The organism is Pseudomonas sp. HS-18, from assembly GCF_020401845.1.
GTDB classification, from domain to species: domain Bacteria; phylum Pseudomonadota; class Gammaproteobacteria; order Pseudomonadales; family Pseudomonadaceae; genus Pseudomonas; species Pseudomonas nitroreducens.
Map to the genome: position 1 here is coordinate 4,916,034 of NZ_CP084413.1, position 21,762 is coordinate 4,937,795.

At 64.0% G+C, this 21,762-nt stretch carries 26 protein-coding genes; 11 read left to right on the forward strand and 15 right to left on the reverse strand.

Annotation, left to right across the window (positions count from 1 at the left end):
* Positions 1-36 precede the first annotated feature (36 nt).
* The 4 genes from LDJ84_RS22915 to LDJ84_RS22930 form a co-directional block, all read right to left on the reverse strand.
* Positions 37-1,737, reverse strand: a complete 1,701-nt coding sequence (locus LDJ84_RS22915; RefSeq protein ID WP_226045463.1) for a ShlB/FhaC/HecB family hemolysin secretion/activation protein — start codon at positions 1,735-1,737, stop codon at positions 37-39.
* Positions 1,738-1,987: 250 nt separating this feature from the next.
* Complete coding sequence (locus tag LDJ84_RS22920; RefSeq protein WP_024763353.1) at positions 1,988-2,194, reverse strand: SlyX family protein; 207 nt, start codon at positions 2,192-2,194, stop codon at positions 1,988-1,990.
* Positions 2,195-2,197: 3 nt separating this feature from the next.
* Positions 2,198-2,623, reverse strand: coding sequence for an HIT family protein (locus LDJ84_RS22925; RefSeq protein ID WP_024763352.1), 426 nt, complete (start codon positions 2,621-2,623; stop codon positions 2,198-2,200).
* 29 nt (positions 2,624-2,652) lie between these two features.
* Positions 2,653-2,895, reverse strand: a complete 243-nt coding sequence (locus LDJ84_RS22930) for a hypothetical protein (RefSeq protein ID WP_024763351.1) — start codon at positions 2,893-2,895, stop codon at positions 2,653-2,655.
* 441 nt (positions 2,896-3,336) lie between these two features.
* Between LDJ84_RS22930 and LDJ84_RS22935 the strand changes: the two genes are divergently transcribed.
* Positions 3,337-4,680 (forward strand): OprD family porin, encoded by a 1,344-nt coding sequence (locus tag LDJ84_RS22935; RefSeq protein WP_196912296.1) that lies wholly within the window; start codon positions 3,337-3,339, stop codon positions 4,678-4,680.
* An 85-nt stretch (positions 4,681-4,765) separates the two neighbouring features.
* Here LDJ84_RS22935 and LDJ84_RS22940 read toward each other — a convergent pair whose 3' ends face one another.
* Positions 4,766-5,128, reverse strand: coding sequence for a PaaI family thioesterase (locus LDJ84_RS22940; protein WP_089285724.1), 363 nt, complete (start codon positions 5,126-5,128; stop codon positions 4,766-4,768).
* 156 nt (positions 5,129-5,284) lie between these two features.
* Here LDJ84_RS22940 and LDJ84_RS22945 point away from each other — a divergent pair, with 156 nt between their 5' ends.
* Complete coding sequence (locus LDJ84_RS22945; protein WP_024764549.1) at positions 5,285-7,000, forward strand: proline--tRNA ligase; 1,716 nt, start codon at positions 5,285-5,287, stop codon at positions 6,998-7,000.
* 8 nt (positions 7,001-7,008) lie between these two features.
* Complete coding sequence (locus tag LDJ84_RS22950; protein ID WP_024764550.1) at positions 7,009-7,965, forward strand: hypothetical protein; 957 nt, start codon at positions 7,009-7,011, stop codon at positions 7,963-7,965.
* Positions 7,966-7,968: 3 nt separating this feature from the next.
* On the opposite strand, the gene LDJ84_RS22955 is transcribed toward LDJ84_RS22950, so the two are convergent.
* The gene (locus LDJ84_RS22955) at positions 7,969-8,244 is read right to left on the reverse strand and encodes an acylphosphatase (RefSeq protein ID WP_024764551.1); all 276 of its coding nucleotides are present in this window, start codon (positions 8,242-8,244) and stop codon (positions 7,969-7,971) included.
* A complete protein-coding gene (locus LDJ84_RS22960; RefSeq protein WP_226045464.1) occupies positions 8,244-8,714 on the reverse strand; it encodes a TlpA disulfide reductase family protein in 471 nt (156 codons plus the stop codon). The genes LDJ84_RS22955 and LDJ84_RS22960 overlap by 1 nt, the downstream gene beginning before the upstream one ends.
* A 30-nt stretch (positions 8,715-8,744) precedes the next feature.
* On the opposite strand from LDJ84_RS22960, the gene LDJ84_RS22965 reads away from it, so the two are divergent.
* Both LDJ84_RS22965 and LDJ84_RS22970 read left to right on the forward strand, forming a co-directional pair.
* Entirely contained in the window at positions 8,745-10,154 is a 1,410-nt protein-coding gene (locus tag LDJ84_RS22965) for a PilZ domain-containing protein (protein WP_024764553.1), read from the forward strand.
* Between the two features lie 185 nt (positions 10,155-10,339).
* Positions 10,340-10,735, forward strand: a complete 396-nt coding sequence (locus LDJ84_RS22970; RefSeq protein ID WP_037013718.1) for a hypothetical protein — start codon at positions 10,340-10,342, stop codon at positions 10,733-10,735.
* Positions 10,736-10,738: 3 nt separating this feature from the next.
* On the opposite strand, the gene LDJ84_RS22975 is transcribed toward LDJ84_RS22970, so the two are convergent.
* Together LDJ84_RS22975 and LDJ84_RS22980 are read right to left on the reverse strand one after the other, a co-directional pair.
* The gene (locus LDJ84_RS22975) at positions 10,739-10,933 is read right to left on the reverse strand and encodes a hypothetical protein (RefSeq protein ID WP_084357532.1); all 195 of its coding nucleotides are present in this window, start codon (positions 10,931-10,933) and stop codon (positions 10,739-10,741) included.
* A 158-nt stretch (positions 10,934-11,091) separates the two neighbouring features.
* Entirely contained in the window at positions 11,092-12,321 is a 1,230-nt protein-coding gene (locus LDJ84_RS22980; RefSeq protein ID WP_024764555.1) for a YihY family inner membrane protein, read from the reverse strand.
* A gap of 125 nt (positions 12,322-12,446) precedes the next feature.
* On the opposite strand from LDJ84_RS22980, the gene arsC reads away from it, so the two are divergent.
* Genes arsC through LDJ84_RS22995 form a run of 3 tightly spaced genes read left to right on the forward strand, consistent with a single transcriptional unit; the run spans position 12,447 to position 13,843 of the window.
* The gene (gene arsC / locus LDJ84_RS22985) at positions 12,447-12,800 is read left to right on the forward strand and encodes an arsenate reductase (glutaredoxin) (protein ID WP_226045465.1); all 354 of its coding nucleotides are present in this window, start codon (positions 12,447-12,449) and stop codon (positions 12,798-12,800) included.
* Entirely contained in the window at positions 12,797-13,393 is a 597-nt protein-coding gene (gene wrbA / locus LDJ84_RS22990; RefSeq protein ID WP_024764557.1) for an NAD(P)H:quinone oxidoreductase, read from the forward strand. Before arsC ends, wrbA begins: the two co-directional genes overlap by 4 nt.
* A complete protein-coding gene (locus LDJ84_RS22995; RefSeq protein ID WP_226045466.1) occupies positions 13,394-13,843 on the forward strand; it encodes a DUF2069 domain-containing protein in 450 nt (149 codons plus the stop codon). It abuts the gene before it with no gap.
* A 24-nt stretch (positions 13,844-13,867) separates the two neighbouring features.
* On the opposite strand, the gene hda is transcribed toward LDJ84_RS22995, so the two are convergent.
* Together hda and LDJ84_RS23005 are read right to left on the reverse strand one after the other, a co-directional pair.
* A complete protein-coding gene (gene hda, locus LDJ84_RS23000; protein ID WP_024764559.1) occupies positions 13,868-14,572 on the reverse strand; it encodes a DnaA regulatory inactivator Hda in 705 nt (234 codons plus the stop codon).
* A 145-nt stretch (positions 14,573-14,717) separates the two neighbouring features.
* A complete protein-coding gene (locus tag LDJ84_RS23005) occupies positions 14,718-15,758 on the reverse strand; it encodes a DUF2066 domain-containing protein (protein WP_226045467.1) in 1,041 nt (346 codons plus the stop codon).
* 213 nt (positions 15,759-15,971) lie between these two features.
* Here LDJ84_RS23005 and purM point away from each other — a divergent pair, with 213 nt between their 5' ends.
* The 3 genes from purM to LDJ84_RS23020 are packed head-to-tail and all read left to right on the forward strand — an operon-like array spanning position 15,972 to position 18,410.
* Entirely contained in the window at positions 15,972-17,033 is a 1,062-nt protein-coding gene (purM, locus tag LDJ84_RS23010) for a phosphoribosylformylglycinamidine cyclo-ligase (protein ID WP_084357534.1), read from the forward strand.
* A complete protein-coding gene (purN, locus tag LDJ84_RS23015) occupies positions 17,033-17,683 on the forward strand; it encodes a phosphoribosylglycinamide formyltransferase (RefSeq protein ID WP_024764561.1) in 651 nt (216 codons plus the stop codon). The genes purM and purN overlap by 1 nt, the downstream gene beginning before the upstream one ends.
* Positions 17,684-17,693: 10 nt before the next feature.
* Complete coding sequence (locus LDJ84_RS23020) at positions 17,694-18,410, forward strand: DUF3108 domain-containing protein (protein ID WP_024764562.1); 717 nt, start codon at positions 17,694-17,696, stop codon at positions 18,408-18,410.
* A 251-nt stretch (positions 18,411-18,661) separates the two neighbouring features.
* On the opposite strand, the gene LDJ84_RS23025 is transcribed toward LDJ84_RS23020, so the two are convergent.
* The 4 genes from LDJ84_RS23025 to LDJ84_RS23035 all read right to left on the reverse strand — a co-directional run bounded on the left by LDJ84_RS23025 (position 18,662) and on the right by LDJ84_RS23035 (position 21,731).
* Entirely contained in the window at positions 18,662-19,594 is a 933-nt protein-coding gene (locus LDJ84_RS23025; protein WP_038803295.1) for a DUF2167 domain-containing protein, read from the reverse strand.
* A gap of 224 nt (positions 19,595-19,818) precedes the next feature.
* On the reverse strand, positions 19,819-20,370 hold the full coding sequence (locus LDJ84_RS23030) for a glutathione peroxidase (protein WP_065085790.1): 552 nt from the start codon (positions 20,368-20,370) through the stop codon (positions 19,819-19,821).
* Positions 20,371-20,418: 48 nt separating this feature from the next.
* Complete coding sequence (locus tag LDJ84_RS30745; protein ID WP_255302887.1) at positions 20,419-20,541, reverse strand: hypothetical protein; 123 nt, start codon at positions 20,539-20,541, stop codon at positions 20,419-20,421.
* Entirely contained in the window at positions 20,538-21,731 is a 1,194-nt protein-coding gene (locus LDJ84_RS23035) for an MFS transporter (RefSeq protein WP_226046614.1), read from the reverse strand. Before LDJ84_RS23035 ends, LDJ84_RS30745 begins: the two co-directional genes overlap by 4 nt.
* Positions 21,732-21,762 lie beyond the last annotated feature (31 nt).

The following is a 21,762-nucleotide window of genomic DNA, read 5'->3' on the forward strand; positions in this document are numbered from 1 at the left end:
GGAATCTCCCAAGTACTAGCTAAAGAGCGAAGCGGTTCAGAAGAAGAGATCGACGCGGAAATAAACCGGGTGTTCGCGTCGCTCGATGAGATCGGGGCGCTCCAGCGAGCGTGCCAGGGTGACGGAGGCGGCGACGTACTGCCCGCGCGCGCTGAATTCCACGCCGTGGCCACTCATGCGACCGGAGAGGCCCTGGTTATAGCGGCCGTGCTCGATGGCGCCGACGTCATAGGCGTAGGCGACGCCGTACTCCTGCACCCAAGGCAGCAACGGCTCCCAGGTCACGGCGCGGCGCCAGCGCAACTGGTTGCGCCAGTAGTAGCCGGAGTCGCCGGAGAGGGTCTGGTCCTTGAAGCCACGGATCGAGCTGAGGCCGCCCAGGCTGATGCGCTGTGGGCTATAGAGCACATCCTCGCTGTGTTGGCCGGTGGCGAGGCTTTCGAAACTGAAGGCTTGGTCCCACAGCGTGAACGGCTGCAGGTAGCTCAGGGTCAGGCTGTATTTGTTGTAGCGGGCGGTGGGGCTGCCATGAGGCGCAGCATGATCGTCGTCCTGTGCGCCGAAGGCGCCGATGCCGCGCTGCCAGCCGATATCGGCGTTGACGAAGGCGCTGCCGATGCGCCGGCCATGGTTGAGGCCAAAGCGAAACTCACTGAGGTGGGTGCTGGAGACATCCAGCAGAGTGTCGTCGATGTAGTTGCGGGTGCGCTGGTGGCTGAGTCCGAAGTTCACCCCGGTCTTGCTCACATCGTCGCGATACAACACGCGCTCGGCGCCGAGCTGGTGGGTCTCGTTGTCGCCGTCGTACTTGAAGGCGAAGCCGGCGTCTTCGTTGCGGGTGCGGTAGTAGTTGCGGCTGTAGCTGTAGTTGAAGGTCCACCATCCATAGGGAACGCTGTACCACAGGCTCTGGTTGTCGGAGTGCTTCCAGTGGTCGCTGACCACGTCCTCGCCATAACGCAGGCCGAACTGGTCGGCCAGGCCCAGCGGGCTATCCCAGTCCAGGCCGACACCGGCCTGCTGCTCGCCGGAGGTCGCATCGCCGTTGTTATCGCGGCTGGCGGAGACGCGCCAGGGCTTGCTGCGCTCACCCTTGAGCTGCACCCGGCTGCCGCCCACTTCCTGGCCTGGCACCAGTTCCATCTGTGCCTGGCGTGAGGGCAGGCGGTTGATCTGGTCGACCAGTTGCTCCAGCTCGCGCAGATTCAAGACGTCACCGGTGGCACCGGGAAAGGTCATGGCCAGTTCGCGATCACTGGCCAGCTCCGACTGGTCGAAACCTTCGAAGCGCCCTTCGACCACGATGACCTTCAGCTCGCCACTGGAAAGGTCCTGCTGCGGCAGGTAGGCGCGGGTCGTAACGAAACCTCGGGAGAGGTAATGGTCGGTGATGCCCTTGAGCAACTCGTTGAGCTGGTTGACCCCCAGGCATTGGTCGCGATAAGGCGCCAGCAGCGCTTCACGCGAACGCGCATCGAGGTGCTCGGCGCCTTCCAGGGTGATGCTGCGAATGGTGAAGCAGCGGGTATCCGGCGCCGTAGTCGGCGGCGCCTCGCTGGGCGCCTTGCCAGGGAGCTGCTGGAGCTCCTCCAGGCGCTTCTGCTGCTCACGCAGGAGTTGTTCCTGGCGCTGACGCTGGAGGTCGTTGTCACCCGGTGTGGGCAGTGGTGCAGCAAAGCTTGCCGAAGCACAGCAGAATGCCAGGACCGGCATCCAGCCACGGTAGAGAACACGCATCCTTACGATCCCCGTCTTCCGGCCGAGCGGCCAGTCCATCCCAAAAGACGGATTGGATCATATTTGATACATGATGCCCTTAGGCCATTATCCCGATGAAATGTAGGCTGTTTCCCATTTTCTGGGAGACATTGCGCACAAGCAGCAGTTGCCTGTGCGCCCGATTGTCACAGCTCAGGAATGCGCAACAGTTGCCGGGAGATGACTTTGCGCTCAGCAAGGTGGTGTTGGGAAACCGGGCGCTTGCTGCTCAATAATGGGGAGGAGGCGCCTCGTCGTCCGAGACACCCACCTGCCCCTGCAGGTCTTCCAGGCGCTTGAGCAATGCCTGCATCTGCAGGCGCAGGCGCTCGATCACCCGCTCCTGCTCATAGACCACATCGCTCATTGTCTGTAGCGCGTCATCCTGGAAGGCCAGTCGGCTCTCCAGATCGGCCATCCGTTTTTCCAGATCCATCACTTACTCCTGGCTGAAGCGAAAACCGTCGCCCAGCACCATGCGCAATTTCTCGCGTAGGCGAGCCAGCTCTTCTTCTTTATAAGGCACAGCCGCGTGCTTGCCCCAAACCGGGCCCGGCCAGGCGGCATCGCTCGCCTTGCGCACGATGACGTGCACGTGCAGCTGACTGACGACGTTGCCCAGGTTGGCGACGTTCATCTTGTCGGCATCGAAAGTGTCCTTGAGCACTTCAGCCAGTTGGGTCGCCTCGCGCCACAGCTGTTGCTGGTCAGCGACGTCCAGCTGGAAGATTTCGCTCACATCCTCGCGGCGCGGCACCAGGATGAACCAGGGGTACTGTGAGTCATTCATCAGCAGCAGGCTGCTCAGTGGGAAATCCCCCAGTGCAACGGTGTCCTGCTGGAGACGGGAATCCAGGGCGAACATAAGACTTCTCCTGCTCGACGAGCCTTGTTTTAGCCTAGCTCCGCGAAGGAGCCGAAGGGCGCGAAGAATACTAGAGAGCCGTTGCGGCGAACATGCTCAGGCGCAGCCCCATCCCGGAGCAAGCCGCCCAAGGCCTTGCCCCAGTATCGGGCATGACGCGAATTGGCATATCCCGACAACAGGCGCGTGCAGGAAACCACACGGCAATCCCGGCCATCAGCGCTGAAAAATCGTTTAAACAGCGGGATCTGCGGGATGTCGGAAAACGACATCGGCGCGCTTCCATGTTGCAAATCCCCAACAGAAGCCGTGAAATGGCGCCAACACGTCGCAAGACGCGCACTGTGAAAGCGGCTCCGGGCATTTGTGCACGGTTGTTGCTAGAGGCAAGGACATCGCTCCGACGGCCACCCCTTTCAGAAAGTGGGCGCGGAAGCGTGAGAAAGCATGAAGTGGTTGAGGGAGAGTAAAACCACAAGACTGAAGCAACATTGGAGCAATGAGGGGGACAACCTCTTTTTGCAACATCGAAACTGCTTGAATGCGACATGTGTCATGCAGCTTTGCGACAGTCCCGTAACGTTTCCGTGTGTTTATTTGGGCAACTATCGCCAACTGAACACGCGTGCTATAAGTTAGCGCCGACAAAAAGAATGAGCCGTCACCGCGGCACTGTGATGGCAGATAATTTCAAAACCAAAGGAGCAATCACAATGAAAGTGATGAAGTGGAGCGCCATCGCCCTGGCGGTTTCTGCAGGCAGCACACAACTGGCAATGGCCGAACCCTTCGTAGGTAATCAGGCTGACGCTAAAGGCTTTGTCGAAGACAGCAGCCTGAACTTCCTGGTTCGCAACTACTACTTCAATCGCAACAACTTCAATGGTTCCCACGACTCCAAAGACTGGACTCAAGGCTTCTGGGCAACCTACAACTCCGGCTTTACCCAAGGCACCGTTGGTTTCGGCGTTGATGCCTTCGGCTACCTCGGCATCAAGCTGGATGGCGGTCGCGGCACTACGGGCACCGGTAACCTGCCCGTCGAAAATGACGGCCGTCCTGCCGACGATTACGGCAAAGCTGGCGCAGCCATCAAGGTTCGCGTCTCCAAGACCGAGCTGAAGGCCGGCGACATGCAGCCTGCCAACCCGGTGTTCGCCGTAGGCGGCACCCGCCTGGTTCCGCAGACCGCCAGCGGCCTCAGCCTGATGAGCAGCGAGATCGAAGGCCTCGACGTTGAAGCCGGTCACTTCTACTCGTCCACCAGCCAGACCACCACCGCCCGTGATGGCGAGCTCTACGCCACCTACGCTGGAGCTCCGGCCAAGTCCGCAGACTTCATCGGCGGCAAGTACGCATTCAACGATAGCTTCAGCGCTTCGCTGTACGGCTCCAAGCTGGAAGACATCTGGAACCAGTACTACGTCAACCTGAACTACACCCTGGCGGTTGCCGAGAATCAATCCCTGGGCCTGGACTTCAACTACTACAACACCCAGGACGAAGGTAAGTCGCTCGCCGGCGACATCAACAACAACACCTTCTCCCTGGCTGCCGCTTACACCCTGAGCGCCCACACCTTCACCCTGGCCTTCCAGAAAGTGAACGGTGACACTCCGTTCGACTACCTCGGTGTAGGTGGCCAGGAAGGCGATCGCAACGGCAACAAGGGCGGCGACTCCATCTTCCTCGCCAACTCCGTGCAATACTCCGACTTCAACGGCCCGGGCGAGAAATCCTGGCAGGCTCGCTACGACCTGAACATGGCCGAGTACGGTGTGCCGGGCCTGACCTTCATGGCTCGCTACATCAAGGGTACCGACATCGACGGTAGCCACGCACCGACCAACGGCCAGTACAGCTACGCAGGCCTCTACGGTGACGACGACAAGCACCACGAAACCAACGTCGAAGCCAAATATGTGATCCAGGAAGGCCCGGCGAAGGATCTGTCCTTCCGCATCCGCCAAGCCTGGCACCGCGCCAACTCCACTCAACTGGATGGCGACGCCGACGAGTTCCGCCTGATCGTCGACTACCCGCTGTCCGTTCTGTAATCCAGAGCGCACTGTAGGTAACTAAAAAGCCCGGCTTGCGCCGGGCTTTTTTATTGCAACTTACCTACAACTTCGAACGTATCTGTTACATCGGTAAAACATAGGTCCCGGTTACATGGGCAACCAACTCCTCGGGATTGCTGACCGAGTAGACAGCTACTTCGCAAACCACCTGCCGCCGACCGAGTTTCAATATCTTGGCTTCCGCCAACAGATCTTCCGGCTTCGGCTTGCTGAGAAAGTTGATATTGAGGTTGGAAGTAACAGCCATCTCGACGTTATCCAGTTGCGCCAGAATCACCGCGTACATCGCCGCGTCCGCCAGCGACATGATGGTCGGCCCGGAGACCGTACCCCCCGGACGCACCATCCGCCCGTGGAACGGAACCCGCACGAAGGCGCTGCGTCCTTCCAGTGCATCGATGCGCAGATCCATGTCGTCCGCCATGGGCAATCCCGCGCGAATGAACGCCTGTACCTGCGCCGCAGTTAAACGACTCACGCCACTCCTCCCTCTCCGTCCGCCGCGCCCTGTACGCAGCCAGACCTGCACCGTACAATGCCCAGCCTATATTCCCCTTCGCAACCGACAAAACGGCCAAAGATGCGTACCAGTCAGTACCTGCTGTCCACCCTGAAAGAAACCCCTTCCGATGCGGTCGTGATCAGCCATCAGCTGATGCTGCGCGCCGGCATGATCCGCAAGCTGGCGTCCGGTCTGTACACCTGGCTGCCAATGGGTCTGCGGGTGCTGCGCAAGGTGGAGACCATCGTTCGCGAAGAAATGAACGCCGCCGGCGCCCTGGAGGTGCTGATGCCGGCCATCCAGCCCGCCGAACTGTGGCAGGAATCCGGTCGCTGGCAGCAGTACGGCCCCGAGCTGCTGCGCCTGAAGGATCGTCATGACCGCGACTTCTGCGTCGGCCCGACGCACGAGGAAGTGATTACCGATCTGGCACGCAATGAGCTGAACAGCTACAAGCAGCTGCCGATCAACATGTACCAGATCCAGACCAAGTTCCGTGACGAGATCCGTCCGCGCTTCGGCCTGATGCGTGGCCGCGAGTTCATCATGAAGGATGCCTACTCCTTCCACGCCAGCCAGGACTCGCTGCAGGCGACCTACGACGTCATGTACGGCGCGTACAGCAAGATCTTCACCCGCCTCGGCCTGGATTTCCGTGCCGTGCAGGCGGACAACGGCTCCATCGGCGGTAGTGGTTCCCACGAATTCCACGTGCTGGCCGGATCCGGTGAAGACGATATCGTCTTCGGCGAGTCCACCGACTACGCCGCCAACATCGAGAAGGCCGAGGCCCTGCCCCGCGAGACCGCTCGTGGCGCTGCCAGCGAAGAACTGCGCCTGGTCGATACTCCCGAGACCAAGACCATCGCCGCCCTGGTGGAAAAGTTCGGCCTGCCGATCGAGAAGACCATCAAGACCCTGGTGGTGCACGCCGCCGAGGAAGGCAAGCTGATCGCCCTGGTCGTCCGTGGCGACCACGAACTCAACGAGATCAAGGCCGGCAACCACCCGCTGGTGGCCAGCCCCCTGCAGATGGCCAGCGAAGCGGACATCAAGGCCGCCATCGGCGCCGCGCCCGGCTCCCTCGGCCCGCTGAACCTGCCGCTGCCCTGCATCATCGACCGCTCCGTCGCCCTGATGAGCGACTTTGCCGCCGGCGCCAACGTCGACGACAAGCACTACTTCGGCGTGAACTGGGAACGCGACCTGCCGGTACCGGAAGTCGCCGACCTGCGTAACGTCGTGGAAGGCGACCCGAGCCCGGACGGCAAGGGCACGCTGGTGATTCGTCGCGGCATCGAAGTGGGCCACATCTTCCAGCTCGGCACCAAGTACAGCGAAGCCATGAAGCTTGCCGTACTGGGCGAGAACGGCAAGCCGGTCACCCTGATCATGGGCTGCTACGGCATCGGTGTATCCCGCGTAGTCGCCGCCGCCATCGAGCAGAACTACGACGACCGCGGCATCCTCTGGCCGGCCGCCCTGGCGCCCTTCCAGATCGCCATCGTGCCGATGAAGTACGAGAACGAGGCCGTGCGCGCCGCCACTGACAAGCTCTACGCGGACCTCACCGCCGCTGGCTTCGAAGTGCTGCTGGACGACCGCGACAAGAAGACCAGCCCCGGCGTGAAGTTCGCCGACATGGAGCTGATCGGCATCCCGCACCGCATCGTGGTCAGCGAGCGCGGCCTGGACGAAGGCACCCTGGAGTACAAGGGTCGCCGTGACGCCGAGTCGCAGCCTGTCGCCCTGTCCGACCTGCAAGCTTTCATCACGGCCAAGATCGGCAACTGAGCAGAGCGATGTCCACCCGAAGTACCTCAAGCCTCGTGGCTGCCGCCCTGTGCGGCAGCCTTCTGCTGAGCGGCTGCGCCAACCAGCTGCCGCAACGCAGCGAGCATGAAGAGCGTGTCGAGCGCAAATTGCTCGACCACAGCCTGCAGATCGACGTGGGCACCCCTGGCACGCTGGAACTGCCGCAGCGGCGTATTCGCGTGCAGGAACAGAAGACCTTCGAAGTCACCGAGTTCGAGGTCACCCGCCGCTACGACCGCTACACGCCGTACCAGGGCTGGCGCAAGGTCTACGAAATGCCGCTGGGCGTCGTCGCCTTCGTTGGCGGTATCGGCGCCAACGTGGTCAACGTGTTCGCCCTGGGCAACCTGCCCGAGAGCGTCACCCGCGGCTGGATCCGCTACGGCATCGATGGCATGAATCCGTTCATGAACGTCGAGTCCAACGGCCGTGCCGAGCAGAACCTGGCCTCGATCGACGAAAAACAGCGCGACAAGCGCACCGAGTACTCCAGCCTGCCCTGGTCGGAGCGCCCGGTGACCGTCACCGCCGGCAAGAACTCCCAGGAGCTGCTGACCGACCGTCACGGCGTGCTGCGCCTGAATCTGCTGGAAGGCCCGTTCAGCGACGACGAGGTCAGCCGCATCGGCCGCCTGCAGTTCAGCGTCCAGGACCCTTCCGACGACACCCGCGCCGACGCCAGCCTGCTGGTCAGCCGCTCTCTGCGCGGCAAGCTGCAGGAAGCCCACGCGCTGATTTACGATGACCTGGAAGGTGACGATGTGCACCACTGGGTACACCGGGTGAAACGCCTCTCCGACCTGGGCCTGGAAGAGGAAGCGAGCGAACTGGAACAGAGCCTGATCGAGCTGACCCGCAACGATCCGGAGCTGCAGAAGGAGTTCCTCCACAGCCTGATGACCGACGCCGGTCGCCTGGCAGCGGACCCCGGCGTCAGCAACTGACACCTAGCGGCGAACGATGAAGCCGGTGATGCCCTGGGGTGTCATCGGCTGCAGCTCCACCGCCGCCACCTTCGCCTTCACCGGTCCGCGCGCCAACCATTTCTCTAGCTCGCGTACCGCATCTTCCTCGCCTTCGACCAACAGCTCGACGCGCCCATCTTCGAGGTTGCGTACCCAGCCGTCGATTTCCAGGCGCTCGGCCTGCTCCTGGGTGCTCTGGCGGTAATAAACACCCTGTACCTTGCCGCTGATGTAGCCGTGCAGACAGATCCTGGCCATTACTGTTTCTCCTCGCGCAACGCGCCAAGGTGCGCCAGCACGCCGGCGGCGGTCTGCTCGCCGAGCAACTGCTCGCGCAGCTTGCCCTCAGGGTCGACGATGTAGGTTACAGGCAAGGCTTCACTGCGCGGCAGGCTGAACCGCGGCGCGGGGTCATCGGCCAGCACGGTGTACTGCACGCCCAGTGCCTGTGAAGCCTTTGCCAGGTCCGCATCGCGCAGCCCATCGAAGTTCACCCCCAGCACCCGGAAGCCCTTGGCCTTGCCCTCCTCCGCCAGGTGATTCAGCTCGGGAATCTCCTTGCGACAGGGCGCGCACCACTCGGCCCAGTAATTGATAACTAGCCACTGGCCATCTACGCCGGCAGCGGGTACTTTCTGTCCATGCTGATCGGTGCCATAGTCCGCCGAGCAGCCGGCCAGGATCAGGCCGGCCATCAAGCCCATCACAATACGGAGCCGCACTCCCATGCCTTCAATCCTCGTGTATGCGGGGTGGTCATGATGCTCGATGCCCTGCGCCTGGAGGTGCCGGACATCCTCGAAGAAGACGCCGAGGCAATGAGCAACCTGGCGGCCGGGCTCCAGGAATCGCGGCAGCAGCCCCTGCAGGAAGGTTTGCAGAAGGCCCTGGGCACGCTGTTCCGCCTCAACCGATGCGCGCTGACCTTACTGGAAAGGCAGCGCGCCCTGCAAAGCCTCAGCGAAGAATACCGGCATTACGAACGGCTGATCCGCCAGGAAAAGACGCCGCCGGCGTTGTTCGTGCACTTCTGCAGCGAGCTGGCCGCCGGCTTCAAGCGCCTGTTGCTGCAGATCCTGCACGGCCACAAGCCTTCGCGGCCGCACATGGCCTGGTGCTTGTACATGGCCCAGCATTTCCTCGCCCAGGCCCTGTTGCGCCATTACCAGCAATACCAGCAGCCGCCCGGCAGCCTCTGGCGTGACAGCCACCTGCTCTACTGGATCGGCGAGCATCAGGAGTGCCTGGACGAGCCGGTTGCCGCCGCTTTCGACCCGGTGCCCGCAGGCACCTTGCGCGGGCTGTACCAGCAGATCCTGCTGCTGGCCCTGAGCAATCCGTTCCACCTGACCGAAGGGGAAGCCCCGCAACTGTTCAGCGCGCTGGCACCGCTGGCCGCACTGGGTCGACTGCTGCCCTGGGACGATGAGGAACAGGAAGGCTTCGTGGTCGACCTGGGCTCTGACCAACCGTGCCTGGCCGCAGAGCAGGCACGCGATGCCCCGAAGGAGCAACTGCGCCGGCTGGAACTGGGTGCCCTGCTGATCGCCCTGCACGATCCCGCGCCGCTGCGTCGACTGGAGCAAGGCGCACTGCTGGATCGCGTCCGCCACCACTGGCTGGGCCACCAGACGCGCCGCCATGAGCGTGCAGAACAAACCGGCAACTGCCGCGTGGTAGTCGGCCTCCCAGCCATCCAGCAGCACCTGCTGGACAGCTCAGCCAGCCCCTGCCGGGAAGCCACGCTGATGGATGCCAGCGCGGGCGGCGCGCGCATTCTCTGTTCCGGCCAGCAGGCCGGGCAGCTCCCGGTCGGCCAACTCCTGCTGATCCCCAGCAACGGCGGCACTCCCACCCTGGCCGTGGTGCGCTGGCGACACCTCAACAGTGACGGGCTGCACCTGGGCCTGCGTTACCTCAAAGGGCTTCCCCGCCCGGTCTGGCTGCGCCGCGCACCTGACGCGCAGCGTCACCCCGGCGTGCTGCAGAGCACACCGGAACCGGGCAACGGCTGGTATCACGGGCTCTGGGTCGCCCAGGGGCAATTCGTCGAAGGCGAGAACCTCTGGCTGCAGCTGGCCAGCTTCGACAACCAGACCATCCTGCCCCTGCCGGCAGCCAACCTCAGCACGCCACTGGTAGCTCGCCACCCGCTGCGCCTGGCCTGATTGTCGATTTTGGGAGAGATGTCACAGGCAAGATCGGCAGTAGGCCCGATATGCCAGGCATCTGCCTCCCTATAATTCGAACGTTCGTTCTGACTCTCGGGACGATTCTCGCTCGCCGATAACTCAGCGGCCTTCAGAATGCGACTGGCGCCATGCACGCCAGCCTCCAGCGACAGGACAGCCAGATGCAGCCTACAGACCAGCTTGTCAGCAAGGTTCCCAGCCATATTGTCGCCAGCGCCCGGCCGGCCAATGCGGCGAATGGAGGACGGCTGGCCGACTTCAATGTCGCGGTCTGGCTACATCTGCCCGGCGTAGCGGACCTGCCGGTGACACTGTTGCTCAACTACCGCGATGGGGAGCGCAGCCGGGAAGTGGTGATCGACCATGGCACGGTCAATAAACAGAGTCGCATCCTGCTCTCAGGTGTGGCCCGACTGCCGTTCTCCCTGCGGATCGAGGATGCGCAGATCAAGCTTCGCGCGGCCGTTCCTCTGTCGCGGGTGATTGCCGAGGAGGTCTTCATGCAGGCGGTAGAGCAACAGGCGGGCGCCGCGCGTCCGGTAGCCACCAGCCTCTAAGGGTCAGCCCAGCTGTCGCACCGGAGTTTCATCCGACGACTCGGTCGCAACGCTTTCGGCGTTGTCGTGCGGGACGGACGGCAGGAGCGATTCAGGCCAGCGGCTGAATTGCAGACCAGTGATTCGATTCAACCGCTCCAGAGCGCTCGTCAGATCGCGCTGATGCAGGTGCACTACGTTGTTCTGGTCTTTTTTCATGGATTCGCTGGCCTTGGAGGAACTTCTGAAGGACTTCTGTGTCCTGTTACCTCCATAGCCAGAACTGTGCCAATTCTGAAATAGCGAGAATTGGCGCATTTCCTGAAGTGGTACAAAGCCGCGACAGAATCAGATTCGCCGCAAACTGACGTTTTGCGTCACTCGGAATGTGACGGCTTCAACCATTTCGCCAGGCTATCGCCGAACAGCTCCTGTCGGTCAGCCTGATAGCGCGCCAGCGTTTCTCGCAACTGCGGGTACCACGGCTCATCCAGAGTCGTCGGCAAGGCCTCCAGACACGGCAATGGCCAGGGGCTGCGGTTGAGCAGGTGGTGCAGGCTGTAGCTGCCCAGGTCGCGGCACAGCACCCAGGCCGCGGTGGTCGAGCCGGCGCGGCAGACCAGTTGCTCGCCCTCCAGGAAATCCAGCACCTCTTCCCACTCGTCTTCCGGCAGCAACCAGCCCGCCCGATGCAGGTGCGCCAGGCGCGTCGGCAAGCCATGGCGCTGGCGGTCGAAGAACACCCGCAGTACGCCGAGGATGACCAGCAGGCGTGGCATGGCGCGTCGACGCCAGAGCCGGGTCGACGACAGGTTGCAGACCAGCTCCGCACCAAACAGCACGATCAGCCACGACAGGTAGATCCACAGCAGGAACAGCGGCACCGTGGCGAAGGCACCGTAGATCAGCTTGTAGCCGGGGAAGAAGCTGACATAGAAGCCGAACAGCGACTTCGCCGCTTCGAACAGGATCGAGGTGAACACCCCGCCGGCCAGGGCGTGCAGGAACGGCACCCGCGCGTTGGGCACCGCCGCATAGATCAGGGTGAAGGCCGCCACGCTGGCCAGCAATGGCATGAACTTCAGCAGCATCGCCGCACCCGGCAGCGCATGGGGGCCGGAGAGCAGCGACAGCGAAGTGATGTAGGTGGACACGGCGAAACCGGTCCCCAGCAGCAACGGGCCCAGGCTGAGGATCGCCCAGTACAGCAGGAAGCGCGTTACGCCCCGCCGTGGTTGACGCACACGCCAGATGGCGTTGAAGGCCTTCTCGATGGTCACCAGCATGGTGAACGCAGTCACCGCCAGGAAGGCCACGCCCAGCCAGGTCAGGTGGCGCGCCTGCACGGTGAAGTTGCGCAGGTAGGCCTCCACCGCCTCGCCGGTAGAGGGCACGAAGTTGCGGAACACGAACAGCTGGATGCGCTCGCCCATGCCCTCGAAGGCCGGTACGGCGGAGAGCATGGCGAAGGTCACGGTCATCATCGGGACGACCGCGAACAGCGTGGTGTAGGTCAGGGCCGCGGCGCTGTTGGGCGCCTTGTCGGCCAGGAAGCGCTGGACCAGATAGCGGCCGAATTCGACCAGGCCCTGCAAGCGTTCGTGCATGAAGTGTCCTTTGGCTGCACTGAAAAAACCGTCCTCGTAGATCGCGGCGAACGACAGCGGTTCAGTCCAGTCCGAGGAGGCGGTTAGAATAGCCGCCACTTCATCGGCCTTGCGAGTCCCGGCACATGAGCCAGATTTCACTTTTTCATAATCCGCGCTGCTCCAAATCCCGCGGCGCCCTCGAACTGCTCGAGGAACGCGCCATCCAGCCCGAGATCATCCGCTACCTGGAAACTCCGCCCAGCGCGGCCGAACTCAAGGCGCTGCTCGGCAAGCTGGGTATCGGCGCACGCCAACTGCTGCGCACCGGCGAGGACGAATACAAGGAGCTGAACCTGGCCAACCCGGCACTGGGCGACGACCGACTGATCGAGGCGATGGCCAGCCATCCCAAGCTGATCGAGCGGCCGATCTTCATCGTCGGCGACAAGGCGGTCATCGGCCGCCCGCCGGAGAAGGTTCTGGAGATCCTGCCTTGAGCGCGCCTTACGTCCTCGTCCTCTACTACAGCCGCCACGGCGCCACCGCCGAAATGGCCCGGCAGATTGCCCGCGGCGTCGAGGCCGGCGGCCTGGAAGCGCGCGTGCGCACGGTGCCGGCGGTGTCCACCGAGTGCGAAGCCGTCGCCCCGGACATTCCGGCAGAAGGCGCGCTCTACGCCACCCTGGATGACCTGAAGGACTGCTCCGGCCTGGTCCTCGGCAGCCCGACCCGCTTCGGCAACATGGCCGCGCCGCTCAAGTACTTCCTCGATGGCACCAGCAGCCTGTGGCTGACCGGTGGCCTGGTAGGCAAGCCGGCGGCAGTCTTCACCTCGACCGCCAGCCTGCATGGCGGCCAGGAAACCACTCAGCTGTCGATGCTGCTGCCACTGCTGCACCACGGCATGATCGTCACCGGCATTCCCTACAGCGAGCCCGCCCTGCTGGAAACCCGCGGCGGCGGCACGCCTTACGGCGCCAGCCATTTCGCCGGCGCCGATGGCAAGCGCAGCCTGGACGAACACGAGATCACCCTGTGCCGCGCGCTCGGAAAGCGTCTGGCCGAAGTTGCCCGCAAACTGGAGAGTTGAATGGCCCGCAAGAACAAACCGCTGCCGCCCATGGACTGGCTCAAACCCCGGCTGGCCGCCAGCCGCGCGGTCGCCCTCGGCAGCTTCATCGGGCTGATCCTGCTCATCGTCATCTGGGACCTGCTGTTCGCCGACGCCCACGGCGGCGCGCGCTGGGTACCCTGGGTGTTCCTGGGCTTCAAGCTGCTGCCGCTACTGGTGGTAGCGCCGGGCATCCTGATCGGTAATGCGCGTGGCCATGCCTGGGCGTGCTACGTGATCAACCTGTACTTCATCCTCGGCGTGCTCAACGCCTTCGATCCCAACCACGCCATCTTCGGCTGGGCGGAGATCATCCTCAGCGTGTCGCTGTTCTGCTCGGCGCTGATGTACACGCGCTGGCGCTTCCAGTACGACCGCAAGCTGGCCGGCGAAGGCCAGGAACCGCAGCAGGAAGCGACGAGCGCCTGATAAGGGAGTCGGGGAAACCAGGGCTTACCAGCCCATGGTTTCCTTGAGGAAGGGAATGGTCAGCTTGCGCTGCGCCTGCAACGAGGCCTTGTCCAGCTCGTCCAGCAGGTCGAAGAGGAACTGCATGCTGCGCGCGCCACGGGTAAGGATAAAGCGCCCCACTTCATCGGTCAGGTGCAGCCCACGGCGCGAGGCGCGCAGCTGAAGGGCGCGCAGCTTCTCGTCATCGGTCAGCGGGTGCAACTGGAAGATCAGCGAGAGCGTCAGGCGGGATTTCAGGTCCGGCAGCTTCACCCCCAGCTCGCGCGGCGACACCGAGGCCGACAGCAGCAGCTTGCGGCCGGAATCGCGCAGGCGGTTGAACAGGTGGAACAGCGCCTCTTCCCATTCGCGCTTGCCGGCCAGGGCGTCGAGATCGTCCAGGCACACCAGCTCGCGCTGTTCGAGGTTGTCGAAGATTTCCGGACCGTAGGCCACCAGGTCCGCCATCGGCAGGTAGACGGACGGCTCACCCAGTTGCTCGGAACGAATGCAGGCAGCCTGCAGCAGGTGACTGCGGCCCACGCCTTCGGCGCCCCAGAGATAGATCAGACTTTCCGTCCACCCCGCCTCGGGCTCGCACAGACGCTCGACATAGCCGAGCGCCGCGGCGTTGGCACCGGGGTAGTAGTTGGCGAACGTTGCGTCATCGCGCAGACGTACGCTGAGTGGGAGCTGCATAGGAGTCATGCCGGGCCGGGCGTTTCTTCAATCGCTTGGGGTGGGCCTTGGTGACTGAAAGTTTATCCAAATCAGAAGGATAACGCAGCTACCACGTGCGACTCAGAGCCACCGGCGCCGGGAAGCGGGACTTTGCCCGCCTCCGCAGGGCTCATTACCAGTGGAAGCGCAGGGTGTTCTGCGCCGGCACGGCCGCGTTCGGCACCGGTTGGCCATTGGCGTCGACCGCCGGTTGCGCCGGCTCCGCCGGGGCTTCCTGCAGGCGGGCCAGAGCCAGTTGCGCACGCAGTTGCTCGGGGCTGGCGGTGACGCGGTAGACGAGACGGTTGCCCTGTACCTCCACCAGCTTGGCGCCCATGGGCTCCAGCAGGCGCGAGACTTCGGCGTAGCGCGCCAGGTCGGCGCCCTCGATCTGCAGGACCTGGGCCGAAGCCGAACCTGCCGAACCGACGAAACGCTGCGACAGGCGCTGGGACACGCCGAGCATTACCGCATCGGCCAGCGCGTCCGGGGTATCGCCCTGGGCCTGGCCCTGTTCGCGGCTGTCGCCCATCCACACGCGCCAGTTGGCGGTCCACTTGCCGTCGGCTTCCTTGGCGTCCACCGCCAGCAGGGCATCGGCGCCGTAGCGTTCGGAGGCGGACTTCAAAACATCCGGCTGGGCGGCGTTGAGATTTTCGGGAGTACCGACCTGCTGTTCGCTGAGGTCGGCGATCGGCAGGCGCAGCGGCAGGCCGCGGCGCTGGGCGGCGCGGTTCAGCGGGGCGGAGGCTTCCTGGCTGTCGCCGACCAGGCTGCTGCCGTTGGCGCTTTCGTTCAGCCACCAGGCGAGCACGCTCGGGCGGCTGGCGCCCCAGACCGGCAGGCCGGCCTGGCGCAGGGCGTTGTCGGTGGCAGTCGGGTCGAAGTCCACCACCAGCGCCATGGGCGGGCCATTCTCGAAACCGTACTGGCTGATCAGTTGCTGCGGGTCCTTGAAGTAGCCGGCCAGGGCCGGGCTCTGCGCAGCGCTGGCATTGCCGGTCAGGCGCAGTACCAGGGTCTGCAGGGCGCGGGTCAGGCCGGCGTTGCGCTCGTCCGGCTGCTGGGAGGCGACCGGTTCGTGCACCTGGTACAGGTTGCCCAGCGTTTCAGCGAAGGACGGCAGGCTGAACAGCGTCAGGCAGAGGATCAACAGGCGGGCGGTCAGGCGCATGGCGGGTTCTCGCGCAGGAAAACGAAGGCACCGTCGACAAACGCGACGGCAAGGAAGGCCTATACCTTAAACAGCCGTCCGGCCAGCGGCAACAGCGCGAGATGGCCGCTGCCGGGCAAGCCTGATAAAATCCCGCGCCTCCCGCGCAGGCCGGGAAGCGCAAACGGCGCACCCGGCGGCAAGACGAATCATCCCTTCTATAGGCCTGGATTTATGAGCAGCAAGCAACCCTCGTTGAGCTACAAGGACGCCGGTGTGGACATCGACGCCGGCGAAGCCCTGGTCGAACGCATCAAAGGCGTCGCCAAGCGCACCGCACGTCCTGAAGTGATGGGAGGCCTGGGTGGCTTTGGCGCTCTGTGCGAAATCCCGGCTGGCTACAAGCAACCCGTGCTGGTGTCCGGCACCGATGGCGTCGGCACCAAGCTGCGCCTGGCGCTGAACCTGAACAAGCACGACAGCATCGGCCAGGACCTGGTCGCCATGTGCGTGAACGACCTGGTCGTCTGCGGCGCCGAGCCACTGTTCTTCCTCGACTACTACGCCACCGGCAAACTCAATGTCGACGTGGCCGCCACCGTGGTCACCGGCATCGGTGCCGGCTGCGAGCTGGCCGGCTGCTCCCTGGTCGGTGGTGAAACCGCCGAAATGCCGGGCATGTACGAAGGCGAAGACTACGACCTGGCTGGCTTCTGCGTCGGCGTGGTGGAAAAATCGGAAATCATCGACGGCTCGAAAGTGGTTGCCGGCGACGCCCTGATCGCCCTGCCCTCCTCCGGCCCGCACTCCAACGGTTACTCGCTGATCCGCAAGATCATCGAAGTCTCCGGCGCCGACATCGAATCCACCCAGCTGAACGGCAAGCCCCTCGCCGACCTGCTGATGGCCCCGACCCGCATCTACGTCAAGCCGCTGCTGCAACTGATCAAGCAGACCGGCGCGGTCAAGGCCATGGCCCACATTACCGGCGGCGGCCTGCTGGACAACATCCCGCGCGTGCTGCCGGACAACGCCCAGGCGGTGGTCGATGTAGCCAGCTGGCAGCGCCCGGCGGTCTTCGACTGGCTGCAGGAAAAAGGCAACGTCGACGAGACCGAGATGCACCGCGTGCTGAACTGCGGCGTCGGCATGGTCATCTGCGTCGCCCAGGATCAGGTCGATGCTTCCCTGAAGGCCCTGCGTGACGCCGGCGAGCAGCCGTGGGTCATCGGCCGCATCGAGGCTTGTGCCGCCGACGCCGAGCGCGTGGTCCTGCACAACCTGAAAGGCCACTGATGTCCACACCTTGCAATGTCGTGGTGCTGATTTCCGGCTCCGGCAGCAACCTGCAAGCCCTGATCGACAGTCTCGCCGGCGCCGACACGCCGGCAGTGATCCGCGCGGTGATCTCCAACCGCGCGGACGCTTACGGCCTGGAGCGCGCGCGTAAGGCCGGCATCGAGACCCGTTTCCTCGACCACAAGGCCTACGCCGACCGCGAAAGCTTCGATGCCGCGCTGATCCAGGCCATCGATGGCTTCGACGCCGACCTGGTGCTGCTCGCCGGCTTCATGCGCATCCTCAGCGCCGACTTCGTGCGTCACTATCAGGGCCGCCTGCTGAACATCCATCCGTCCCTGTTGCCCAAGTACAAGGGCCTGCACACGCACCAGCGGGCGCTGGAGGCTGGCGATGCCGAGCACGGCTGCAGCGTACACTTCGTCACGGAGGAACTTGATGGTGGTCCTCTGGTCGTACAGGCGGCAATCCCGGTAGAGTCTGACGACACGCCGGAAACGCTGGCCCAGCGCGTGCACGTGCAGGAACATGTGATCTATCCGCTGGCCATGCGCTGGTTCGCCGAAGGCCGAGTCAGGCTCGGCGAACATGGCGCCATGCTGGATGGGGAGCTTCTGCCCGCATCCGGCCATTCGTACCGAACCTAGGAGATTCGCGATGCGTAGAGCTCTGTTATTCCTGATGGCCGTGCTGACCCTGCCGGCCCAGGCTTATGAGCTGGAACCGTTCGACGCCAGCTACACCGCCGACTGGAAGCAGATGCCCATCAGCGGCACCGCCTCCCGCAGCCTCAAGCAAGGCGACGGCGGCCGCTGGGAGCTGAATTTCAAGGCCTCCATGCTGCTCGCCAGCCTGACCGAGAACAGCACGTTCAAGGTCGAGAACGACACCTACCTGCCGCTGACCTACCGCTGGGCCCGCGAAGGCCTGGGCAAGAACAAGCAGACCGAGCTCGATTTCGACTGGGCCGAGAAGCAGGTGCTGGGCAGCGACCGTGGCGACCAGGTACGCCAGCCGCTGAACAAGGGCCAACTGGACAAGTCCACCTACCAACTCGCGCTGCAGCATGACGTGGCCGTTGGCAAGAAGGCCATGAGCTACCAGGTCATCGAGGGAACCGACGTCGATACCTACGACTTCCGTGTTCTCGGCGAGGAGAAGGTGCGTACCCAGGCCGGCCTGATCACCGCGATCAAGGTGGAGCGGGTGCGTGACCCCACCAAGAGCAACCGCAAGACCATCCTCTGGTTTGCCAAGGATTGGGACTTCCTCCTCGTGCGCCTGTACCAACAGGAGTCCGACGGCAAGGAGTACCAGATCATGCTCAAGGAAGGCACCGTGAACGGCAAGGCGGTTCAGGGCGAGAAAGGCTGATCCTTCAGCGCACAAGAAAAGCCGGGCGTTGCCCGGCTTTTTTATTGGCCGCTCACTGCGGCGTACAGCGCTTCGTAGGAACGAGGGGGACGCCCAGTCCTTGCTCGCCGAACAGAGCCACCCGGCGACATCGGTGTTGGGCGGTCCGCGGGCAATAACGATGGCGCCCCCTCGCACCCACAGGGCCTACGCCACGAGTGGCGCAGAAACGAAAAAGCCGGGCAACGCCCGGCTTTTCCTTGCTTGGAGAATCAGCCTTCGTTCGACGGCTTGCGCTTGAATCGCCGTGCGATCCAGCCGATGGCCAGGGCCGGGACGATCCAAAGCTTCTTCAGCAGTACCAGCAGGGTGGCGAACAGCCCGACCTTGGCAGCAACCTTGCCGGCGATCAGCGCGCCCAGGCCGTAGGCGGCAACCTTGTCGACACTGGGATTGAAGTCGACGTAGCGGTTGCCCGGGTTGAACTCGGTCATCGCCAATACCTTGCCGACGTTCTTCTCGATTTCCGGCAGTTGCTCCATGCCCGCGACGAAGTTCAAAACCAGCACGCCTTTGCGGCCCAGCGCGCGGATGTTGTAGTTCAGCGTGTGCTCCTTGGCGTCGCCGAACTGCAGCTCCTTGGCCCAGTAGAGCTTCTTCTCGGCGGCGTCGTAACGCGGCGGCGCGGCCCAGCCAATCAGCTGGATGGCCTCGAAACCCTGCTGCTCGCGCTGCGGATTGGCCTGCTTGAGGTCGTCCTGCATGTCCTTGAGCATCTCGGCGTAATCGATCTTCGCCGCGTCCTCGTCGGACACGTAGCCGCTCTCCTCGTATTGCACAGTCACTGCCCAGGAGGCGGCTTCGAAAGGCGAGACGCCGGCCGGCATCAGCATGCCCAGCGGCGGCTCGGAGCTGGGCGGGTTACCCCAGGCTTCCAGCACGCGCTCGGCATCCTTGCTGTCGAGGAAGACGAAATTATCCGGCAGGTCGAAGGTGGCGAGGTTGTCGCCCACCACCACCTTGCCCTTCTGGAAATGCAGGCTGGCGACGAAGGTCTCGGGCGACATCTCCTCGTCCGACTCGGCGGCAGGCGCAGCGGCAGCCGCGGGGGCTTCGCTCTGGTTGGACGTAGCGGGTGCAGCGAACGCCGGGGCAGCGACGGCCTGGGCGAGCAAGGCAACGAGGAAGAGGGCTTTGCCATCCATAGGGGTGAATCTCCTGAATCGAATCCATGACATCGGCGGCCACCGGTGGTGGCGCCGGGCACGGATTGTCTCACTGACCCAGCCGGTCTGTAACAGGAAATTTCTGCATTCGGGCACGGAGCCAACATTCACCTGCAGGAGCGAGCCTGCTCGCGAACAAGTCAGCCGGCAGCGCCTGTGCCAAGCGGTTCGCGAGCGAGCTCGCTCCTACATGAGGGCTGTCCTCACAGCTGGCTGGCGATGGCCTTCTCGATGGCGGCCTGCAGCTCGGGGTCATCCGGCTTGGTCAGGCTGGAAAACTCCGCCACCACCTTGCCCTGGCGGTCCACTACGTACTTGAAGAAATTCCAGCGCGGCACCTGGTCGGCCTGCTGGGCGAGGTCCTTGAACAGCGGGATCGCCTCGTCGCCGCTGACGTGCTGCACCGAGGTCATGTTGAAGGTCACACCGTAGTTGCCGTAGCAGATCTTCGCGGTCTCGGCGGCGTCCGCGTCTTCCTGCTTGAAATCGTCGGAGGGCACGCCGAGTACTTCCAGGCCCTGGCCCTTGTACTTCTGGTAGACGGCTTCGAGCCCCTTGAATTGCGGGGTGAAGCCGCAGTGGCTGGCGGTATTTACAATCACCAGCGGCTTGCCGGCGTACAGCTTGCACAGGTCGAGCACATCCTTGGAACGCAGTTTGGGCAGTTCGCCCTGGGTCTTGAGCAGCGCCGGGCAATCGGCGGCCTGGGCCGCCAGCGGCAAGAGAAGAGAGAGAGCGAGCAGGGAAAGACGCATGGCAGTGATCCTCGAATTATCCCGTCACGCTACCCCGCACGACGGGCATCAGCAACTGCCCATGCCCAACTGCATCAGCGCGAGGCCACCACGTTGCCAGCCCCACCACGCCAGGCCCGCCAGCGCCAGGCCGAGGCCCAGCACCAGCGCGATCACCACTGGGCGCTTCACGCCGTCCCCAGCGCGGCGCGTTCGACAGGACGCTCGCGCACCGGCCAGTTGAGCAGGCCGGCCAGCAGGCTGAGGAGGATGGAAATCTGCCAGACCAGGTCGTAGTTGCCGGTGTGGTCATACACGTAGCCGCCCAGCCAACCGCCGAGGAAGGCGCCGATCTGGTGGAACAGGAAGGTGATGCCGCCGAGCATCGACAGATTGCGTACGCCGAACAGCGTGGCCACCGTGCCGTTGGTGAGCGGCACCGTGGACAGCCACAGCAGGCCCATGGCAATGCCGAACAGGTAGGCAGTCCAGACCGTCAACGGCGCCCAGAGGAAGGCGATGATCACCACGCCGCGCAGCAGGTACAGGCCGGTGAGCAGCTTGGGCTTGCTCATTCGCCCGCCGAGCCAGCCGGCGATATAGGTGCCGAACACGTTGAACAACCCCACCAGCGCCAGCACCGTGGTACCGACGGTGGCCGGCAGGTGACGGTCCACCAGGTATGCCGGCAGATGTACGCCGATGAACACTACCTGGAAGCCGCAAACGAAGAAGCCCAGAGACAGCAGCCAGAAGCCGGAATGCCCCGCCGCCTCGCGCAGCGCCTCGGCCAGGGTTTGCTCGTGACCCTGCATCAGCAGCGGCTTGTCCTTCATCAGCGCGGCCAGCGGCACGATCAGCGCCACCATCAGGCCGAGGGCGAGCAGCGCGGCAGACCAGCCGAGCCAGCTGATCAGCCCGAGCGTGCCGGGCAGCATGGCGAACTGGCCGAACGAGCCCGCCGCCGCCGAGATGCCCATCGCCATGCTGCGCTGCTCCAGCGGCACCGCGCGGCCGACCGCACCGAGAATCACCGAGAACGAGGTACCCGACAGGCCGATGCCGATCAACAGGCCGGCGCTCATCGACAGGCTGAAGGCCGAATCGGAATAGCCCATCAGCACTAGGCCGATGGCATAGAGGATGCCGCCCACCACCACCGTGCGCATCGCGCCGAAGCGGTCGGCAATGGCCCCGGTGAACGGCTGGGCGATGCCCCAGATCAGGTTCTGCAGGGCGATGGCGAAGGCGAAGGTCTCGCGCCCCCAGCCGAATTCGGCGCTCATCGGCGCCAGGAACAGGCCGAAGCCGTGGCGGGTGCCCAGGGACAGGGCGAGGATCAGGGCGCCGGATAGCAGTATCCAGAACCCCGTACGCGACAGCTTCGACATCACTTGCTCCTACACGGGTATA

What these genes read in the sequence shown, in the direction of transcription:
- LDJ84_RS22915 (WP_226045463.1), bottom strand. Translation starts at nt 1,737, where the DNA reads ATGCGTGTTCTCTACCGTGGCTGGATGCCGGTCCTGGCATTCTGCTGT.
- LDJ84_RS22920 (WP_024763353.1), bottom strand. Translation starts at nt 2,194, where the DNA reads ATGGATCTGGAAAAACGGATGGCCGATCTGGAGAGCCGACTGGCCTTC.
- LDJ84_RS22925 (WP_024763352.1), bottom strand. Translation starts at nt 2,623, where the DNA reads ATGTTCGCCCTGGATTCCCGTCTCCAGCAGGACACCGTTGCACTGGGG.
- LDJ84_RS22930 (WP_024763351.1), bottom strand. Translation starts at nt 2,895, where the DNA reads ATGTCGTTTTCCGACATCCCGCAGATCCCGCTGTTTAAACGATTTTTC.
- LDJ84_RS22935 (WP_196912296.1), top strand. Translation starts at nt 3,337, where the DNA reads ATGAAAGTGATGAAGTGGAGCGCCATCGCCCTGGCGGTTTCTGCAGGC.
- LDJ84_RS22940 (WP_089285724.1), bottom strand. Translation starts at nt 5,128, where the DNA reads ATGGCGGACGACATGGATCTGCGCATCGATGCACTGGAAGGACGCAGC.
- LDJ84_RS22945 (WP_024764549.1), top strand. Translation starts at nt 5,285, where the DNA reads ATGCGTACCAGTCAGTACCTGCTGTCCACCCTGAAAGAAACCCCTTCC.
- LDJ84_RS22950 (WP_024764550.1), top strand. Translation starts at nt 7,009, where the DNA reads ATGTCCACCCGAAGTACCTCAAGCCTCGTGGCTGCCGCCCTGTGCGGC.
- LDJ84_RS22955 (WP_024764551.1), bottom strand. Translation starts at nt 8,244, where the DNA reads ATGGCCAGGATCTGTCTGCACGGCTACATCAGCGGCAAGGTACAGGGT.
- LDJ84_RS22960 (WP_226045464.1), bottom strand. Translation starts at nt 8,714, where the DNA reads ATGGGAGTGCGGCTCCGTATTGTGATGGGCTTGATGGCCGGCCTGATC.
- LDJ84_RS22965 (WP_024764553.1), top strand. Translation starts at nt 8,745, where the DNA reads ATGATGCTCGATGCCCTGCGCCTGGAGGTGCCGGACATCCTCGAAGAA.
- LDJ84_RS22970 (WP_037013718.1), top strand. Translation starts at nt 10,340, where the DNA reads ATGCAGCCTACAGACCAGCTTGTCAGCAAGGTTCCCAGCCATATTGTC.
- LDJ84_RS22975 (WP_084357532.1), bottom strand. Translation starts at nt 10,933, where the DNA reads ATGAAAAAAGACCAGAACAACGTAGTGCACCTGCATCAGCGCGATCTG.
- LDJ84_RS22980 (WP_024764555.1), bottom strand. Translation starts at nt 12,321, where the DNA reads ATGCACGAACGCTTGCAGGGCCTGGTCGAATTCGGCCGCTATCTGGTC.
- arsC (WP_226045465.1), top strand. Translation starts at nt 12,447, where the DNA reads ATGAGCCAGATTTCACTTTTTCATAATCCGCGCTGCTCCAAATCCCGC.
- LDJ84_RS22995 (WP_226045466.1), top strand. Translation starts at nt 13,394, where the DNA reads ATGGCCCGCAAGAACAAACCGCTGCCGCCCATGGACTGGCTCAAACCC.
- hda (WP_024764559.1), bottom strand. Translation starts at nt 14,572, where the DNA reads ATGACTCCTATGCAGCTCCCACTCAGCGTACGTCTGCGCGATGACGCA.
- LDJ84_RS23005 (WP_226045467.1), bottom strand. Translation starts at nt 15,758, where the DNA reads ATGCGCCTGACCGCCCGCCTGTTGATCCTCTGCCTGACGCTGTTCAGC.
- purM (WP_084357534.1), top strand. Translation starts at nt 15,972, where the DNA reads ATGAGCAGCAAGCAACCCTCGTTGAGCTACAAGGACGCCGGTGTGGAC.
- purN (WP_024764561.1), top strand. Translation starts at nt 17,033, where the DNA reads ATGTCCACACCTTGCAATGTCGTGGTGCTGATTTCCGGCTCCGGCAGC.
- LDJ84_RS23020 (WP_024764562.1), top strand. Translation starts at nt 17,694, where the DNA reads ATGCGTAGAGCTCTGTTATTCCTGATGGCCGTGCTGACCCTGCCGGCC.
- LDJ84_RS23025 (WP_038803295.1), bottom strand. Translation starts at nt 19,594, where the DNA reads ATGGATGGCAAAGCCCTCTTCCTCGTTGCCTTGCTCGCCCAGGCCGTC.
- LDJ84_RS23030 (WP_065085790.1), bottom strand. Translation starts at nt 20,370, where the DNA reads ATGCGTCTTTCCCTGCTCGCTCTCTCTCTTCTCTTGCCGCTGGCGGCC.